Annotated in this window: 13 protein-coding genes; 7 read left to right on the forward strand and 6 right to left on the reverse strand. The window is 68.8% G+C overall.

Translation table 11 applies throughout. From position 1 onward, the window contains the following. Positions 1 to 358 precede the first annotated feature (358 nt). Both RIF23_RS04255 and RIF23_RS04260 read left to right on the forward strand, forming a co-directional pair. Positions 359 to 721, forward strand: coding sequence for a hypothetical protein (locus RIF23_RS04255; RefSeq protein WP_310910974.1), 363 nt, complete (start codon positions 359 to 361; stop codon positions 719 to 721). Between the two features lie 81 nt (positions 722 to 802). After that, positions 803 to 1,213 (forward strand): hypothetical protein, encoded by a 411-nt coding sequence (locus RIF23_RS04260; RefSeq protein WP_310910975.1) that lies wholly within the window; start codon positions 803 to 805, stop codon positions 1,211 to 1,213. A 13-nt stretch (positions 1,214 to 1,226) separates the two neighbouring features. Here the strand turns inward: RIF23_RS04260 and RIF23_RS04265 are convergent, their stop codons facing one another. Continuing rightward, a complete protein-coding gene (locus tag RIF23_RS04265; protein ID WP_310910976.1) occupies positions 1,227 to 2,045 on the reverse strand; it encodes an AfsR/SARP family transcriptional regulator in 819 nt (272 codons plus the stop codon). Positions 2,046 to 2,222: 177 nt separating this feature from the next. Here RIF23_RS04265 and RIF23_RS04270 point away from each other — a divergent pair, with 177 nt between their 5' ends. Beyond that, entirely contained in the window at positions 2,223 to 3,263 is a 1,041-nt protein-coding gene (locus RIF23_RS04270) for an ArsR/SmtB family transcription factor (protein ID WP_310910977.1), read from the forward strand. Positions 3,264 to 3,311: 48 nt separating this feature from the next. Here RIF23_RS04270 and RIF23_RS04275 read toward each other — a convergent pair whose 3' ends face one another. From RIF23_RS04275 to RIF23_RS04285, 3 genes are read right to left on the reverse strand one after another with little or no spacing between them, the layout of a single operon-like run. Continuing rightward, positions 3,312 to 3,923 carry a lysophospholipid acyltransferase family protein gene (locus RIF23_RS04275; RefSeq protein WP_310910978.1) on the reverse strand — a complete coding sequence of 204 codons (612 nt, stop codon included), beginning with the start codon at positions 3,921 to 3,923 and terminating at the stop codon, positions 3,312 to 3,314. Beyond that, complete coding sequence (locus RIF23_RS04280; protein ID WP_310910979.1) at positions 3,920 to 4,747, reverse strand: phosphatidate cytidylyltransferase; 828 nt, start codon at positions 4,745 to 4,747, stop codon at positions 3,920 to 3,922. Before RIF23_RS04280 ends, RIF23_RS04275 begins: the two co-directional genes overlap by 4 nt. Beyond that, positions 4,744 to 5,382, reverse strand: a complete 639-nt coding sequence (locus RIF23_RS04285; protein WP_310910980.1) for a CDP-alcohol phosphatidyltransferase family protein — start codon at positions 5,380 to 5,382, stop codon at positions 4,744 to 4,746. Before RIF23_RS04285 ends, RIF23_RS04280 begins: the two co-directional genes overlap by 4 nt. A gap of 669 nt (positions 5,383 to 6,051) precedes the next feature. Here RIF23_RS04285 and RIF23_RS04290 point away from each other — a divergent pair. Next, positions 6,052 to 8,367 (forward strand): glycoside hydrolase family 9 protein, encoded by a 2,316-nt coding sequence (locus tag RIF23_RS04290; protein WP_310910981.1) that lies wholly within the window; start codon positions 6,052 to 6,054, stop codon positions 8,365 to 8,367. 113 nt (positions 8,368 to 8,480) lie between these two features. Continuing rightward, positions 8,481 to 11,513 carry a bifunctional [glutamine synthetase] adenylyltransferase/[glutamine synthetase]-adenylyl-L-tyrosine phosphorylase gene (locus RIF23_RS04295; protein ID WP_407659393.1) on the forward strand — a complete coding sequence of 1,011 codons (3,033 nt, stop codon included), beginning with the start codon at positions 8,481 to 8,483 and terminating at the stop codon, positions 11,511 to 11,513. Here RIF23_RS04295 and RIF23_RS04300 read toward each other — a convergent pair. Next, positions 11,510 to 12,193: a TetR/AcrR family transcriptional regulator gene (locus RIF23_RS04300; protein ID WP_310910983.1), complete on the reverse strand. Its 684-nt coding sequence runs from the start codon at positions 12,191 to 12,193 to the stop codon at positions 11,510 to 11,512. The genes RIF23_RS04295 and RIF23_RS04300 overlap by 4 nt on opposite strands. A gap of 132 nt (positions 12,194 to 12,325) precedes the next feature. On the opposite strand from RIF23_RS04300, the gene RIF23_RS04305 reads away from it, so the two are divergent. Continuing rightward, entirely contained in the window at positions 12,326 to 13,279 is a 954-nt protein-coding gene (locus RIF23_RS04305; RefSeq protein WP_310910984.1) for a hypothetical protein, read from the forward strand. A 9-nt stretch (positions 13,280 to 13,288) separates the two neighbouring features. Next, a complete protein-coding gene (locus RIF23_RS04310; protein ID WP_310910985.1) occupies positions 13,289 to 14,569 on the forward strand; it encodes an isoprenylcysteine carboxylmethyltransferase family protein in 1,281 nt (426 codons plus the stop codon). Between the two features lie 28 nt (positions 14,570 to 14,597). Here the strand turns inward: RIF23_RS04310 and RIF23_RS04315 are convergent, their stop codons facing one another. Further along, positions 14,598 to 16,484: a carbohydrate-binding module family 20 domain-containing protein gene (locus tag RIF23_RS04315; RefSeq protein ID WP_310910986.1), complete on the reverse strand. Its 1,887-nt coding sequence runs from the start codon at positions 16,482 to 16,484 to the stop codon at positions 14,598 to 14,600. Positions 16,485 to 16,602 lie beyond the last annotated feature (118 nt).

A 16,602-nucleotide genomic window follows, 5' to 3' on the forward strand; every position in this document is an offset into this window, starting at 1 on the left:
GCAAGGGGGACCCGGCCTTCGACCCGGCAGGGCTGCCGCACGCCACGGCCGGCGGGGGTGGTAGGCGCTGCCGCGGTCGTCGGGTGGCCTGTGACATCTAGCTTCACATCGGGGCCGTGCTTTTCACGATCGTGGTGGTGCCGTACCTGATGCCGGCACCACTGGTGGGATCGACCCGCCGTGCGGATGTCCAACCCCCTGACGTCTGCCATTCCGGGGAACTTCACCGGAAAAGCTAATCGAAAGCGTTTCCACATCCACACGACAGTGCTGCTGCCTACTGTCGGACTCGACGGCGGCGTCGACATCGGTGTTCCGAACGCAGCCGCGGCTGCGCCAACGAAAGGGAATGTGGATTATGCGCGCGACGAGATTCATCGGTTCGATCGGGGCGGTCCTGCTGGGGAGCGCGCTGCTGCTGCCGACGGGTGCAGCGGCCGACAGCGCCCCCGCGCATACCGGCCCGACCCAGACATGGTGCGAGTACGAAGTGGTGTCCTCTGGCGGACACACCCAACTCAACGTGCGCGCCGAACCCGACCCGGGCTCGGAGCTGCGTTACACGATTTCAGCCGATCAGGGACACACGGTCATGGCTCGTGCCGACGAGACCACCAATGGCTACCGCGACATGAACTACTCGCTGAACTACTCGCAGTGGGGGCACACCGACCTCCTCCGCAATGTCGGCAACTGCGAACAGCATCCAGATCCACACTGACCGCTGCTGCTGGACACACCCGCCCCGTCCCTCGTCCAGGGACGCGGCGGGCCCCGGCCACCGCCGTTCGGGAGGCAGACCATGTGGACCGCACGAGAGTCCGCGCTGAGCACGCCGCATGCCGCGGCATGTTCCCGAATGCGCAGGCTCGCGCTGGTTGGCGGTGCACTGGTCTGCGCGGCCCTCATCGCCGTGCCGGCCGTGGCCATGGCAGACCCGTCCGGCGCCCCGCCCACGACCACCACCCAGGTCTGGTGTCACTATGCGGCGGTCCCCGGTGAGCACGGGGATACAGTCCCCGTGTATCCGGGCCCGGACGTCGACACAGGCTACGAGGGGCAGTTGACCGTGGGCGACGTAGTGTACGGTCGCGCCGATCACGTCACGAACGGTTTCCGCCAGCTGGGCGGCTTCGCCGGGACGGCGTGGGCCGAGGCGGAGCTACTGCACCATCGCGGACACTGTGACACCTGGGCCGAGCCACCACCGTGAGGGCCCGTCGGGCTCAGTGGACCCCACCGAGGGGAACCACCTCCGGTTGTTGCTGCGCGGCCCAAGGTGCCTGCACGGGGACTGTTGCGGTGAGGGTCGGGCACTGTCCGAGGATGGCCTGCTCCATCCGGCGCAGTCGCTGCCCCGGATCCAGGCCCAGCGAGTCGCACACCCGGTCCCGGTAGGCACGGTAGACCTCCAGTGCCTCGCTCTGCGCCCCAGACCGGTACAACGCCAGCATGAACAGCTCGTGCGGCCGTTCCCGTAGCGGATACTCGACGACCAACTGCCGCAACCCCGCCACCACCAGCTCGGGCCAACCCGCCGCCAGGCACAGCTCGGCGTAGCGCTCCCAGGCGACCAGATGGCGTTCGTTCCACCGGGCCGCGGCGCTCTGTGCGGTGGCACTGTCCACCCCGTCCAGGGCGGGTCCGCGCCACAGCCGTAGTGCCCGCGCCAGCAGAGCCACCGCGGTGGTGAGATCGCCTCGCGCCACGGCTTGTTCCGCTTCTCGCTCCCAGACGCAGAAGCGTGCGGCGTCGAACCCACATCCGTCGAGATCCAGCAGGTAACCGGGGTGGCGAGTGCGGATTCGTCGCTGCATGGTGTCCCGGAAGGTGGACCGCAGTTGGGACACGCAGATCTGGATTTGGTTACGCGCGGTATCCGGCGGCCGTGCGGCCCAGACATCGTCGATGAGTCGCGTGGCCGACACCGGGGTTCCGTGGGACAACAACAGAGTGGCGAGAACGATACGGTTGCGCTGCCCACCGAGCTGCACCGGTCCGGCTGCCCCGCGCACGTCCACCGGCCCAAGGATTCTGAAGTCCATGCCCTGCCCCTGGTCTCGTTGCTCCGTATTCCTCTCGTCGTCCCAGCGTGACTCCAGGTCCCGTGGCGCCGGGACACGTTTTCCCGAGAACGACATCGTGACCGGATGTGGACAACGGGATAGTCCGCGGCGGGTTTCGAGGGTGAACGCTCCGGTCTCCGGAAACGTCCTGGAAGTGTGACGCTGCGCATCCACTTCACTACGGACGATCTCCTGCGGATCCGACTGGCGGACCAGCCCGAGCCGCAGTGGGAGCTGGTCAATAGTGCGCACCTGCTCCAGAACCGGGACGGGCACCTGGTGTTCGGCACATGGCGCGGTGAGATGCGCTCCCGAGTTCTGGCCAGCAGCCAGGCACGCACAACGTTGGACCTGCTCACGCGACTGGCACCGTGTTCGACCTACTTTCCCGACTTTCTGAGTCCACTGGCCGAGCACCCGGACCCACCGGCGGGAATCGAACGTGTGCTCGCGACACCGGGGGACCAGTTACACCGCGAGGTAACGCTGCTGTTCGGAGGAAACCAACCACCGGGCTGGTTCAACGGGCTGGCCCGCGCCGAATCCGGAGCGCTGCGCGCACTCGGTATGCTGCTGGACCAGTACCAGCGTTGGGCTCTGTTGCCGTGGTGGGAAACAATTACTACTGCCGTGGGCCGGGACCTGCACTACCGACGCCAGGCTCTGGTACGGGGCACGGAGGAGCTGCTGGCGTCGTTTGCTCCGCTCATGCGGTGGCATCGACCTGTGCTGGAGGTCAGAGGGTACCCGGTGCGACGCGAGCTGCATCTGCGTGGACGGGGCCTCCTGCTCGCACCGTCGTACTTCTGCTGGCGTCAGCCGGTCACCTACGCCGACCCGGAACAGCCGCCCGTTTTGATCTACCCCATCGACCGCTCCGAACTGTGGCAGCGGGAGCTGGAGCACCGCTCCACCCCGGGCACCGAGCTCGGTTGTCTTCTGGGCGGGACGCGGGCCAGGATCCTGGAACTGATCACCGAGCACGGGGAAACCACCACCACAGGGCTGGCGCACAGTGCCGGCATCTCCCCCGCCGCGGCCAGCAAGCACACTGCGGTGCTCCGGGAATCGGGGCTGGTAACCACACAACGTCACGGAAAACAGGCGCGGCACCAGGTCACCCCCCTCGGCGCGCAGCTGCTGCGGGGATCCGGCCCCGAACGGCGACCGCCCCTACCACTACGGGACTACGTGTAGTTCGACGAGCGTGCGACACTGTCATGTGGTACTCCGGTCGCCGCACTGCTACCGGGGTCGGGCCGTGCTGGCGGCTGGACCGGCCAGCAGGGTGGCGACCGCCGAACGGGAACGCTCGGCCACCACCCGTGGATCGGCGGTGGTATCGAGCGGGGTCCCGAACCGGACCCGGACCCGACGCCGGCGGCGGGGTCCCCCATCCGGCGGGCACAGGCTTCGGGTGCCGCTGACAGCAGCCGGAATCATCGGCACCCCGGCATGGGCGGCCAGCCGGGCGGCTCCACTGTGGAAATGGCCCAGGTCGCCGCCACGGGAGCGTGTCCCCTCCGGATAGACCACCACGATTCCCCCGCTCAGGAGGATCCAGCTTGCCGCGGTCAGGTCCGCTCCGCCACCGCCGTCGCGCCGCACGGGGAACCCTCCCACCAACAGACGGCAGGCGATCGACCGGAGGGGACGCGCGAACCAGTGGTCTGCCGCGGCCGCGACCGCCACCGAGCGGCGCGCCCCCAGAGCGGCAAGCAGGGCCGGAGTGTCGGCGTGTGAGCTGTGGTTGGCGACGACCACACAGGGACCGGACGGGAGCACACCCGTCACGACGAGTCCGCCGGTGAGTGCGAGGACCAAGCGCCACAGCAGGTACCGAGCCAGGACGATCATGACAGCACCACCGCAATCGCCAGGGCCAGCAGCATGGAGTCGATGCGGTCGAGAATCCCGCCGAACCCCGGCACCCAGGAACCGGTGTCCTTGACACCCGCCCCACGTTTGAGCATGGATTCCACCAGGTCCCCGGCGGGTGGTCCCACCAGCACGGCGAGTACCAGAGCTGGGGTCAGCACGGGGACCAACAGGTGCAGTGCGGCCAAGGCGGCGATACCGGAACCGGCACCTCCGAGCAATCCGGCACGTGTCTTGGCGGGAGACAAAACGGAAAGGGGGGCACCGCCCCACCGGGTGTGTCCCAGCGCCCGCCCGGCACACCACGCCCCAACATCGACCACAGCTACCGCCACCAGGAGTGCGAACACCTGCTCACCGTCCAGCACCACGATCGCGGACAGTGGGGCCAGCCACACCAGCCCCAGGATCGCGAACGCCGCGCGACGCGCACCGTCGGTGACCTCCCCCGTGACGACCGGGGCGAGGGCGAGCGATATCAGCCCGCCGGCGCACACCTGGAGCCAGGCGAACGGTGCGAGCCAGGCGGTGATCGGCAGGACTCCCAATGTGACCAGCAACAGGACACGTTGGCCGCCGCCGAGGCACGTCAGCCGCCCGTACTCCACCGCGGCGACGACTCCCACGGCGGCGGCCAACGCGGCGCTGCCGGGGGAGCCGAACGATAGTGCCACAACAACGAGTACCGCGGTCACGGTCCAGGTCATCCAGCGTTGCACGAGCTCGCGGCGTCGGGACAGGCCCACCGCGAGGCCGCCGGCGGTCAGCACACCGGCCAGATAGGGAACCGCGGCGGCGATCATGCGGCCACCTCCGGGGACACAGGTGGCCCCGACCGCACCGTTGCGTCTAACTGCGGGGTGGCTCGATCCCGGCGGCACAGACGAACCAGCCGAACGATGGCCGTTAGCAACGCACCGGTCGCGAGGGCCACCAACCACCACGGCGATCCCGAGGCAGCGAAGCCGACGAGCAGCACACACCGTTCGGTCTTGCCCGCGGGCCCGCCCTGGAGACGCGGCGCGCCGGCTGCGGCTCCAGCGAGGGACACCCACGAGGGCAACAGACTGGCCCCAGCCGCCACAACCACCAGCGTTCCGGGGGCCAGCACCAAACAACCCGCCAAGGTGGCGAGCTCGGCGAGCCGGTCTCCCAGTTCGTTGAGCACGCTCCCGGCGCGGCTCGTGCGGCCGCGCTCGCGGGCGATCGCACCGTCGAGATTGGCCGCGGCGAGTCGCGCGGCCAGCGCCACGGTGACGACACAGGCCAGCCAGAGTCCGGGACGCAGTGTCGCGAGGGCCGCACCCGCCACGGCTCCGCACCCCACGCAGGCCGCGGTCACCGCATGCGGGCTGACCCGCCAGGCGACCAGGACCCGTCGGATTCCGGCGAGTCGGCGACCGTACCACGGTTTGAGGGCGTACAAGGTCGTGTGCATGGCCCCAGCCTCCACCGTGGATGCGCCCCGGGTCCTGAGCACGCCTGCCGGATCCGGGTGGCAGAACGTACTCAGACCATCGTGAGTAGGGCTACTCAGCCCCCGGCGCGCACAACTCGCCGACATCCCGTCGGCACCGTTTCCGGTTGACCCGATATCGCCGCCGGGGAGCACCCCTCGTCGTGGTATCACGCGGTACCAGTAGGGGCCGAAGCGGAGGTCGCCCACCGCGGTCCCCCGCCGGCTCATCCCAGGCGCGGGGCCGTCCCCACCATGAGGAGGCGAGGAGGTGGGGAGATGGCCGTGCGTACGATCTCGCGCTGCCGGGAACCAGCACAGAATTCGGCTGCGTACCGCAGCCCGGATCGGTGGCCGGGAGCAGTCGATTTTCCAGCACCGTGTGCAGTGGCCTCACAGCGGGGCTCCCGCTCCTGGGTCCAGCCTGGCCGCTCCCCCGTCGGCGGTGATCCGGGGCTGGTGCCACCTCGGCGTGTGCGGACGCAAGCTACGAACCCGCTCCGGCTCCGATGGATCGCCCAGCGGGCCTCCACGGCGTGTCAAGCATCAATTGCCTCACCTTCGAGACAGTGACCCACACCACAGGTGTGACTAAAATGCCCACACATGTGGGAGCGCTCCCATTCCCCCTGACGAAAGGCTACACACATCGTGCACTTCACAGCGCCAGGGCGACAGTGCGGCGGCACTCTCGCCACGGTCACCGTGTTCGCACTGCTGGCCAGCCTCATGCCCGCCAGTCCCGTTCAGGCACGCGCCCACGATCCGGACACCGGACCATCCGTACGTGTCAACCAGGTCGGGTACCTTCCCGAGGGGCCCAAGAACGCCACGGTCGTCACCGAGGCTGACAACCCACTGGAATGGCGCCTACACGATGGTTCCGGCGCGGAGGTAGCCAGCGGCCAGACCTCCCCCGCCGGCTTCGACCCCTCGGCCGGACTGGACGTGCACACGGTGGACTTCAGTGACGTCAGCGCCACAGGAAGCGGCTTCCATCTCGCCGTGGACGGCGAGGAAAGCTATCCCTTCGACATCGACTCCCGCATTTACGACCAGCTACGCCACGATTCGCTGGGCATCTACTACACCCAACGGTCCGGCATCGAGATCACCGCGATCGAGGCCGACGGCGAACTCCACAAGGAGGAGTACGAACGTCCCGCCGGACACGTGTCCGAGTTCGGCGGCGACGATGTCAACCAGGGAGATCTGCACGTGCCCTGTCTGCCCAACGACGGGGTGGAGGACCACGAGGGCACGCCCCAGGAGGGCGGCTACACGCACTACGGCGACGAGGGCTGGACCTGCCCCGAGGGCTACGCCCTCGACGTCGACGGTGGCTGGTACGACGCCGGCGATCACGGCAAGTACGTGGTCAACTCAGGCATCTCGGTCTACCAACTATTGGCGACCTACGAGCGCACCCACACCGCGGGAGTGGTCGACGAGGGCGCACTCGACGACGGGACCCTGCTGATCCCGGAACGTGACAACAGCATCCCCGACGTTCTGGACGAGGTGCGCTGGAACCTCGACTGGATGCTGGCCATGCAGGTCCCCGAGGGCACCGAGATGGATATCGGCGGCGAGACCGTGGACGCCGGCGGTCTGGTCCACCACAAGCTGCATGATGTGGCCTGGACCGGTCTGGACACGTTGCCGCACGAGGACCCGATGCCGCGCTACCTGCACCGGCCCTCCACCGCGGCCACCCTCAACCTCGCCGCCACGGCGGCCCAGGGTGCCCGTGTGTTCGAAGCCCACGATCCCGACTACGCCGACGAGCTACTCCAGGCAGCCCAACGAGCCTGGGATGCGGCCCGAGACACCCCGGAGATCTACGCGCCCAACACCAACGAGCTGGACAGCAACCCCGGTGGGGGACCCTACGATGACGAGAACGTTGGCGACGAATTCTACTGGGCGGCCGCCCAACTGTTCCTGACCACCAACGCCGATCGGTACCGCGACGCGGTCCTGGACTCTCCGTATCACGTCGGGGGTGAGCACGCCGACATCTGGCGGGACACCGGGTTCGACTGGGGCTTTACCGCGGCCGCCGGCCGGCTCGACCTCGCCACGGTACCCAACACCCTGCCGGACCGCGATGCGGTCATCGACTCCGTGGTCGAGGGCGCGGACACCTACCTCGACGTACAGCGAGACGAGCCGTTCGGGCACCCCTACAACCCCGGTGACTACGACTGGGGATCCACCCACCAGGTCATCAACAATGCGGTGGTGATCGCCGCCGCCTACGATCTCACCGGGGAGACCATCTACCGGGATGCGGCGCTGGAGGCGGCCGACTACGTACTGGGACGCAACGCCCTGAACAACTCCTACGTGACCGGCTACGGCACCCACTACTCGGAGAACATGCACAGCCGATGGTACGCCTCGGCCGACCGGCTGCCGCCCTTCCCCGACGGAAAGATCGCCGGTGGCCCCAACTCCGGGATCCAGGACCCGGTGGCCCAGGATCACCTAGCGAACTGTGCCCCACAGACCTGCTATATCGACGACATCGGATCCTGGTCCACGAACGAGACCACGATCAACTGGAACGCCGCCCTGGCATGGTACTCCTCGTGGGCCGCGGACATGGGCACCGCGATGGACGCTCCGGATCCGCACACCAGTTGTGCAGTGGACTACACGGTGCACGGCAGCTGGCCCGACGGGTTCATCACCCAGGTCTGGGTGCAGAACCTGGGCCCGGACACGATCGAGGACTGGACGTTGACCTGGACGTTCCCTGGATCTCAGCACATCGATGACAGCTGGAACGCCGACGTTACCCAAGACGGCGCGCAGGTGACGGTGGCCAGCGGGGACCACAACGCGGTGCTCCACACGCCCGATGAGGGAAAACCACGACACACCTTCGGATTCACCGGTCGTGGCCCGGCCGGCCACCCCGCGGAGTTCCACCTCAACGGTGAGCCGTGCACCACTGGCTGAAGCAGACCCTCCAGGATCGGGGTGTCCGCCGCCACTCTCGGGCGGACGGACACCCCGAATTTCACGCCGGGGCCTGCACCCCCGTCCGTCCCCCTCGATACCGTTGAAGCGTGATCGCACGCGGCAGACAGGAAACAACCACCGGAACGCTGGCCCGGCAGGGCTTCGGCGATGCGGGGCGGGCCAGGGAGCTCCTGGACAGCACCGGACTCGCGGACCACCCCAGCATCCTGGCGGACCTGACGGCCGCCGCGGACCCTGACCTGGCATTGCTCGGACTCACCCGGCTACTGGAAAGCGTCGCGGCGCCCGGCGAATTGCTGGCCGCGCTCGACGGAGAGTCCGACCTGCGTGCTCGGCTCACCCGCGTACTCGGTGCGAGTCGAGCCCTGGGCGACCACCTGACGCGCCACCCCGAGGACTGGCGCGAGCTGCGGGGTCATGACGCGGCCCGCCAACCCGGCGCCGGCGAGTACCGCGCCGGTCTGCTGCACGCCGTCGGCGCCGATCCCTCCGGCGCCTCCGTTCCGGTCGCGGATCTCGCGGGCCACCCCACAGCCCGGGTGGCCACCGCACTCCACGCCGCCTACCGTCGCCGGGTACTGCACCTGGCCGCCCGCGACCTGACCGGGATCACCGAGCTCGACGATATCGCTGCCGAGCTGGCCGGGCTGGCCGCTGCGGTCCTCGAGGGGGCGCTCGCGCTGGCCCGGGCCGAGGATCCGGCCGCGGCGCGATTGTGCCGCCTGGCCGTGGTGGGCATGGGCAAGTGCGGAGCTGGGGAACTGAACTACGTGAGCGACGTCGACGTGGTGTTCGTCGCTGAGCCGGCCACCGCCGATGCCGGCGAGCAGGAAGCGCTGCGCGCGGCCACTCGACTCGCCACTTCCATGATGCGTGTCATCAGTGAGCCAGGAAGCGAGGGCACGCTGTGGGAGGTGGATGCGGCGCTGCGACCCGAAGGTAAGAACGGTCCGCTCGTGCGCACCCTGGCCAGCCACGTCTCCTACTATGAGCGCTGGGCCAAGACCTGGGAGTTCCAGGCGCTACTTAAAGCGCGTCCGATCGCCGGGGATGCCGATCTGGGCGAACAGTACCTCGCCCAGATCGCTCCGATGGTGTGGCAGGCAGCGGACCGACCGAATTTCGTGGACGATGTGCAGGCGATGCGACGCCGGGTGGAGGCCCACATCGCTCCGTCCGAGGCCGAACGCCAACTGAAGCTGGGCCGGGGCGGGCTCCGGGACATCGAATTCGCGGTACAGCTTCTCCAGCTGGTACACGGTCGAAGTGATGACAGCGTACGTTCACCCGCGACCCTGACCGCCCTGGCCGAGCTTTCCGCAGGGGGCTACGTGGGCCGCGCGGACGCGGGCGAGCTCGCCGAATCGTACCGGTTCCTGCGGCGCCTGGAGCACCTCGTGCAGCTGTACCGACTGCGGCGCACGCACCTGCTCCCCGATCCGAACACCGACGAAGGGCGGAGGGACCTGCGCCGGATGGGTCGCGCCCTCGGACTGCGGGGGGACCCCGCCGCGGAGCTGCTGGCCGCCTGGCGCCGGCACACCGCCGAGGTGCGGCGACTGCACGAGAAACTGTTCTACCGCCCGCTGCTGAACGCGGTTGCTCGACTCCCCGAATCGGAAGCACGGCTGAGCCCCGAACAGGCTCGCAGCAGACTGGAGGCCCTCGGTTTCCTCGATCCGGCCGGCGCGCTGCGGCATCTGGAGGCCCTGACCCAGGGGGTATCCCGTAGCGCCGCGATCCGACGCACCCTGCTTCCGGTCATGCTGGGCTGGTTCGCCGACTGTCCCGATCCCGACGCCGGCCTGCTCGGGTTTCGGCAGGTGTCCGAGGCTTTGGACAATACTCCCTGGTACCTGCGCCTGCTGCGGGACGACGTCCGTGTGGCCGAGCGGATGGCGCGCCTTCTGGGTACGAGCAAATACGCAACTGAGCTCCTGCTGCGGGCCCCTGATGCGGTGGCGATGCTTGCCGATGAACGCGACCTCGCGCCGCGTCACCGTGCGGAACTCCGCACCGAAGCAGCCGCGATTCTGCACAGGCACGCCTCGGCCGAGGGGGCCGTGACCGCGCTGCGTTCCCTGCGGCGGCGGGAACTCCTGCGCACCGCCACAGCTGACCTTCTGGGACTGAACGACGTGACGACGGTGGGCACGGCCCTCACCGAGATCACGGCGGTCACCGTGGATGCCGCCCTGCGGGCGGCTATCGCCGAGGTGGCCCGCACGCGGGACGCACCCCCACCGGTGCGGTTCTGTGTGGTGGCGATGGGCAGATTCGGTGGTGGCGAGCTCAGTTACGCCAGCGACGCCGACGTCCTTTTCGTCTACACCGCACGGGCGGGAACCGACGCCGAGACCGCGGCCGCTTCGGCTCGGGCGATCGCGGCCGAGCTGCGTCGCCTGTTGGAGCTTCCGGCGGCCGATCCACCCCTGGTCATCGATACGGCACTGCGCCCCGAGGGCCGCAACGGGCCGGAGGTGCGCACCCTGTCCTCCTACGCCAACTACTACACCCGGTGGTCGGCGCTGTGGGAGTCCCAGGCGCTGCTGCGGGCGTGGCCGGTCGCCGGAGATTCGGATCTCGGCGCGGAGTTCACGAATCTGATCGACCCGCTGCGTTATCCGGAGGACGGAGTCAGCGAGTCGGGGATCCGAGAGATCCGCAAACTCAAGGCACGCATGGAGGCCGAACGCCTTCCACGCGGCGCGGATCCGGCCCTGCACACCAAGCTGGGGCCGGGTGGATTGTCCGACGTGGAGTGGGTGGTGCAGTTGTTGCAGTTGCGGCACGCTCATCGGTGTCCGGAACTGCGCACCACCGGGACTCTTCGGGCATTGGAGGCGGCCCGCGATGCTGGACTCGTTGAAGACGAGGATGCGGACACCTTGGCGGCGGCCTGGCGGCTGGCCAGCCGTATCCGGGATGCGGTGACCCTCGTGCGGGGCAAGGCCGGGGACAGTATCCCTACCGATGTCCGGGCCCGGGCCGCGTTGGCCCAGGCGCTGGGCTACCTACCGGCCGAGGATGAGGGCAGCGCGAGCGAGCAGCTCCTGGAGGACTACCGCCAGCACACACGTCGGGCGCGCGCGGTCATGGAACGGTTGTTCTACGACAGCTAATCCTCCTGTGCTGGCGCAGTGCTCTCGGTGTGCTCCGTGGCGGTTCTGGTCCCCTTACGGCCGGGTAGGCGCAGGGTGAGCAGTTTCGCGCGTGGTGCGAGCTCGCGGGCGAGGTCGAACACCGCTTCGGTGCGTTGCTGGTCCTCGTCGAGGACCGAGAACAGGTTGATCCCCAGGTAGAGAGTAATCGCGGCGTTGGCGACGTCTGGCGCGGGCAATAACCGTCCCAGCGGGGACCCGCCGAGGACGCGCTCCCATTCGGCGGCGACGAAGTCCATCCACGGCTGTGCGCGGCGACTGATCTCGGGGCGTAGCTCCGGCTTGCTGACGCTGGCGGCCACCAGCTCGGCGAACAGGGTGAGGTGGCCACCAGCCGCGTCGGCGCGATAGATGTCCACAGCCACCTCGACCAGGTCTTCCAGGGTGTGGGCCTGGGCGGCGCGGGCACGGTGTGCTGCCATGCGTTGCTCGGACGAACGGTCCAACGCGGCCAGAAGCAGCTGGTCCACACTGCCGAAGTGGTAGAAGACCAAGGCCGAATTGACTCCGGCGGTGGTGGCGATACTGCGCGCCGAGGCACGGGCGTAGCCCTGTTCTCGCAGCACTGTGCCGGCCGCCTCGACGAGCTGGTTGCGCGTGTCCCTGGCGGGGCGGCGCTTTGGGGCAGCGTGCTGGGCCATGACCCTCCTCGGGACGCGCGAATCGGTAACCAGTCGGGGTTCCCGAAGGAAATCTAGCAGATTGACCAACTGATTTAATCATGTGATTAACTAGGAGGGTCCGCACCCCCGACATGGCGGAAGGTGTCTCGCATGACTGTTTCCGAGCCTGCCCCCGAGCCGGATCCACGTCCCGAGTACCACTGGAAACGACGCTTGGCCCTGGGCTGGATCCTGCTGGCCCTGTTCGCCGCGATGCTGGCGGAACGCATCCTTCAGGCCGGTGGCCTGGAGGAGACCGCCCTGTTCTATGTGGGCCTCCCCGCACTCATCGCATTGCTGGTGACCTTCGGTGCCCGCCCCCGCTCCCCGGTCGGCGTGGCCCTGTGTGTCACCACAATCGGCCTGGCCCTGGCCGGGCCGCTCCTCAACGAGGGCGTGGTCTGTCTCATCCTGAGCGCCCCCCTCTTCTACGGGATTGCCGCGCTCCTTGGCTGGATGGTCGGGCGCGACGCCCGCAACGGTGGCTACCAGTCCCTGCTCGTCCTGCCCCTCCTGGGACTGGTCAGCCTGGAAGGTGTCGCCGAGACCAGCCTGCTGACCCGCGAGACCACCGGCCGCGATTCCGGCGTCGTCGCCGCCTCGGCGGACGAGGTACAGGCGACGCTGGCCGCACCTCCCGACTACGCGGAACCGAGGTCACGGTTCCTCCGCACTGTCCCCTTTCCCACCCCGGTTCGGGCCACGGGCCACGGACTCGAGGTGGGTGACCACCGCACGGTGGAGTTCACGGACCGCGAGAGTCTCGGGATCGGCGCCGAACCCCAGGAACGCTCGATGGAACTCCGGATCGTGGACAGCACCGTGACCGACACTGGGGGGCACGTGGTCTTCACCGTTGAGACGGACAGCACCCTCGCACGGTGGCTCGATCTCCACACCGCGGAGGTGACCTGGCAGGAACGGTCCGCGGGGACCGAGCTCAACTGGCAGTTGCACTACACCCGCACCTATGACCCCTCCTGGTACTTCGGTCCACTCCAGCGGTACGCGATGGACGAGGCGGCGGGCTACCTCCGGAACACCTTCACCCCGGGCCGGGACTAGCCCGTGGTCATGGACGATCCTGCGGTGATCCGGGCCGTCGCCCTCTTCGGCCCGGTGTTGCTCACCGTTGGGGTGGGCGTGGCACTGCGCCCCAACCCCGGCGAGCACGACCGGTGGGTCGCAGCGCTCCTCCTGGCCAGCGTGTGGTGCGGGGTGACGCTGTACCCGTTGAACCTCCTGGCCGTCCGGATGGACTGGTGGCACTTCCAGGCCGCGGGTGCAACCCTGAACGGAGTTCCGGTGGACCTGTGGCTGGGCTGGACCGTGCTGTGGGGCACCCTGCCGGCACTTCTCGTCCCCCGCGTGCCGGCCACGCTGGTGGTAGCTGCGGCCGCCTGGGTGGACGTTGCCCTGATGCCACAGGCAGCTCCGGTTATCGCGCTCGGACCGGGATGGCTGCTAGGGGAGGCGCTCGGGCTTCTCCTGTGCTTGGTTCCGGCCACCCTGCTGGCCTCCTGGACGCGCCGAGACCGCCGCCTCGCATTCCGTTCGTGGGCGCAGATCCTGCTCGCGGGCACGGTCCTGGTCGCGGTGTTCCTCCTGGGCTGGGAGCCGGCCTGGCCGGAGCCGGTCCCGGCGGTGGCGGTACAGCTGGGGCTGCTCGGCCTACTACCGGGCCTGGCCGCGGCCCGGGAATTCGCCCGCGCCGGGCACGGGACCCCACTGCCCTACGACCCGCCACGGCGGCTGGTGACCACCGGCCCCTACGCCTACGTGCGCAACCCGATGCAGTTGTCGATGAGCCTGCTATTTCTGGTTTGGGCTGTAACAGCCCTGGATTGGCGCCCTCTGGTTGGGGTCGTCGTGATCGTTGGATACGCAGTGGGACTGGCCTCCTGGCACGAGGACCAGCAGTTGCACCGCAGCTTCGGGCCACAGTGGCGTCGGTACCGCGCCCAGGTGCGTCCCTGGGTTCCCCGGCTGCGTCCAACGGACCGAATATCCCCCGCGGTGGTGTACGTGGCCGGGGATTGCGCCCTGTGCCGTGGCGTAGGCCGGTGGGTCACGGTGCGGCGGCCCGTCGGGCTGCGGATTGAGCCGGCGCAGGCCCATCCCGAAGAGTTGCGGCGCCTACGGTACGAGAACGCCGCCGGAGTTACCGACGTTGGGGTGGCGGCTCTGGGACGCACCCTGGAGCATCTCCACCTGGGGTGGGCACTGGTGGGCTGGGTCCTGATCCTGCCCGGGGTGTCGCCTGCGGTCCAGCTGGCCTCCGATGCTTTCGGGGCGGGGCCGCGGCTACCGGCGGATCCGCCTCGGCACCGCGGTGCCGAGGCGGATCCGGAATGAGGCGATGGGCCTCACGGCACTGGAAACCTCAGCCCTGGTTCCAGGTCACGGCGGTGTCCGCACCGGACCACACCCGGTTGTCGATCTCATCTTCCCAGGTGACGGTCCCGTCCGGGTCGAGTTTCACCAGTTTCCACTCCGTGCCCTCGGGCACGTCCACCTGCACGGACCACTCGGGGTAGGTGTCGGCGTCCGTGTCGAGGTGCAGCCCCTGGTGTGGGTCCCAGTTCCCGAGCTCGGCGTGGTTCCCCACCATGGCGACCTCCTGGCCGTACCAGGTCTCGACGGTGGCGGTGAGCTCCGCCGATCCCGGATCGGGGTCCGGGTCGGAGCCTGCGCACTGGTCGCCTTCGCACGGTGTGGCCAGTGCCAGAGCGCCGTCGGCCGGGATCTGCGCGTGTACCTCGCCGTCGGCGACCGTCACCGTGTCGCCGGCACAGCTGCCGTCCGCGCCCAAGGGCCCCTGGGCAAGGTCGCAGTACTCGCCATCATCCAGATTCGTGGCCAGGGTGGCCTCCCAGGCCTCCCCGGTGGCGTTGAACGCGGCCAGACCGACCTCGCCGCGGTCGAAGGCAAGCCGACCATCCCCCGCACTGGTGGCACTGGTGACGGGAGCAGCCCCCACATGGTTGCTGAAGGTCACCAGTCCGGTGACCATGGGGGCCCGGTGCTCGCAGATCCAGTCCTCGCTGTCGCAGTCGGTGTCTGCGGTGAGCGCCCCGGCCGGATTGCCGTCCTGCGGTTCGTGATTGGGTGGGCCCTCGGCCTCCCCGCCGTCGAGCTCGAAGTCGTAGCTGGACATCACCTTGGGGGTGCCGTAGTCGTGGGCCAGCAGATAGGCGGTGGCCAGATAGTGGCGCTCCCCGTCGTGGTAGGTCAGCAGCTCCTTTCCGTCGCTGTGCCCGTCGCGCTGGATGTCGTGGTTGTCCACGAACACGGTGGCCTCGTTCGCGGCCAGGCCACCCGGGGTTCCCACATCGCCGAGGTCGGCGATCTGGCCCTCGCGGAAAGACTGGGCGACGTTGGCCTGGTGATCGAAGTTGGTCACGTCGCCGTACGGCGTGTAGGCGGTGTAGGGGATCGTCGCGTCACCGTAGACCTCGTGGAAGAAGTCCGGCTGCTCCCCCGCCCCGGGGTATCCGTCGGGTACGGCCGGGAGCGCATCGATCATAGCCTCCAGGTGCTCCTCCTGGATGTGCTTGGCCGCGTCCACGCGGAAGCCGGATACTCCCATGTTCACCAGTCCGGCCAGGTAATCGATCACCGGTGCCCGCACGTCTGGATCTGCGGTGTTCAGATCCGCCAGTTCCAGCAGCTCGCAGTCCTGCACCTCATCGCGGTCGTTCCAGTCCTCGATCTCCCGCCAGCAGGGGCCGAAGTCGTCGTAGTCGAAGCTTGCGGTGCCATCCCCGAACAGATCGGGGTAGGAGTACTGCTCCCACTCGGTGCCGTTGCTGCCCACACCGTCCCCAGGGCCGGTCATGTGGTTGATCACGGCGTCGACGTAGATCTTCACGTCGTGCTCGGCACAGGTGTCGACCATGTTCTGGAAGTCGTCGGCGTCCCCGCGGCGCGTGTTGTCCAGCTGGTAGGACACCGGCTGATAGTCCTGCCACCAGGGGTACTCGCCCACCTGGCCCCGGTCGTCCTCCTCGGACTCCGGAACCACAACGTGTTCCTGGGGCGGGGCGACCTGCACGCCGCTGTAGCCGTTCGGCCCGAGGTACTCCGCGCACTCCGCGGCGATGGAGTTCCAGTTCCACTGAAACAGGTGCACAAGCACCTCGTCGGTATGGTCACCGGTTTCTGCTTCGTCTGGTCCGACCGCTCCGGGAAACTCCGCCGGGACCTGACCGGCAGCCACAGCCGGGGCGGGTAGGCTGCCGGGCTCGGCGAACGGCGGGGGGACCTCCATGGGGGCAGATCCGGGGGAATCTGAGGTAGCGGTTGCGGAACTGGGTGGAGCAAGCAACGCGGCGACCAGGCCGAGGCCGAGTGTCGCCGCGAGCGTGGCGGAACTTCGCCAACCGTGA

Origin of the sequence: Lipingzhangella rawalii (assembly GCF_031628175.1) — a bacterium.
Lineage (GTDB): Bacteria > Actinomycetota > Actinomycetes > Streptosporangiales > Streptosporangiaceae > Lipingzhangella_A > Lipingzhangella_A rawalii.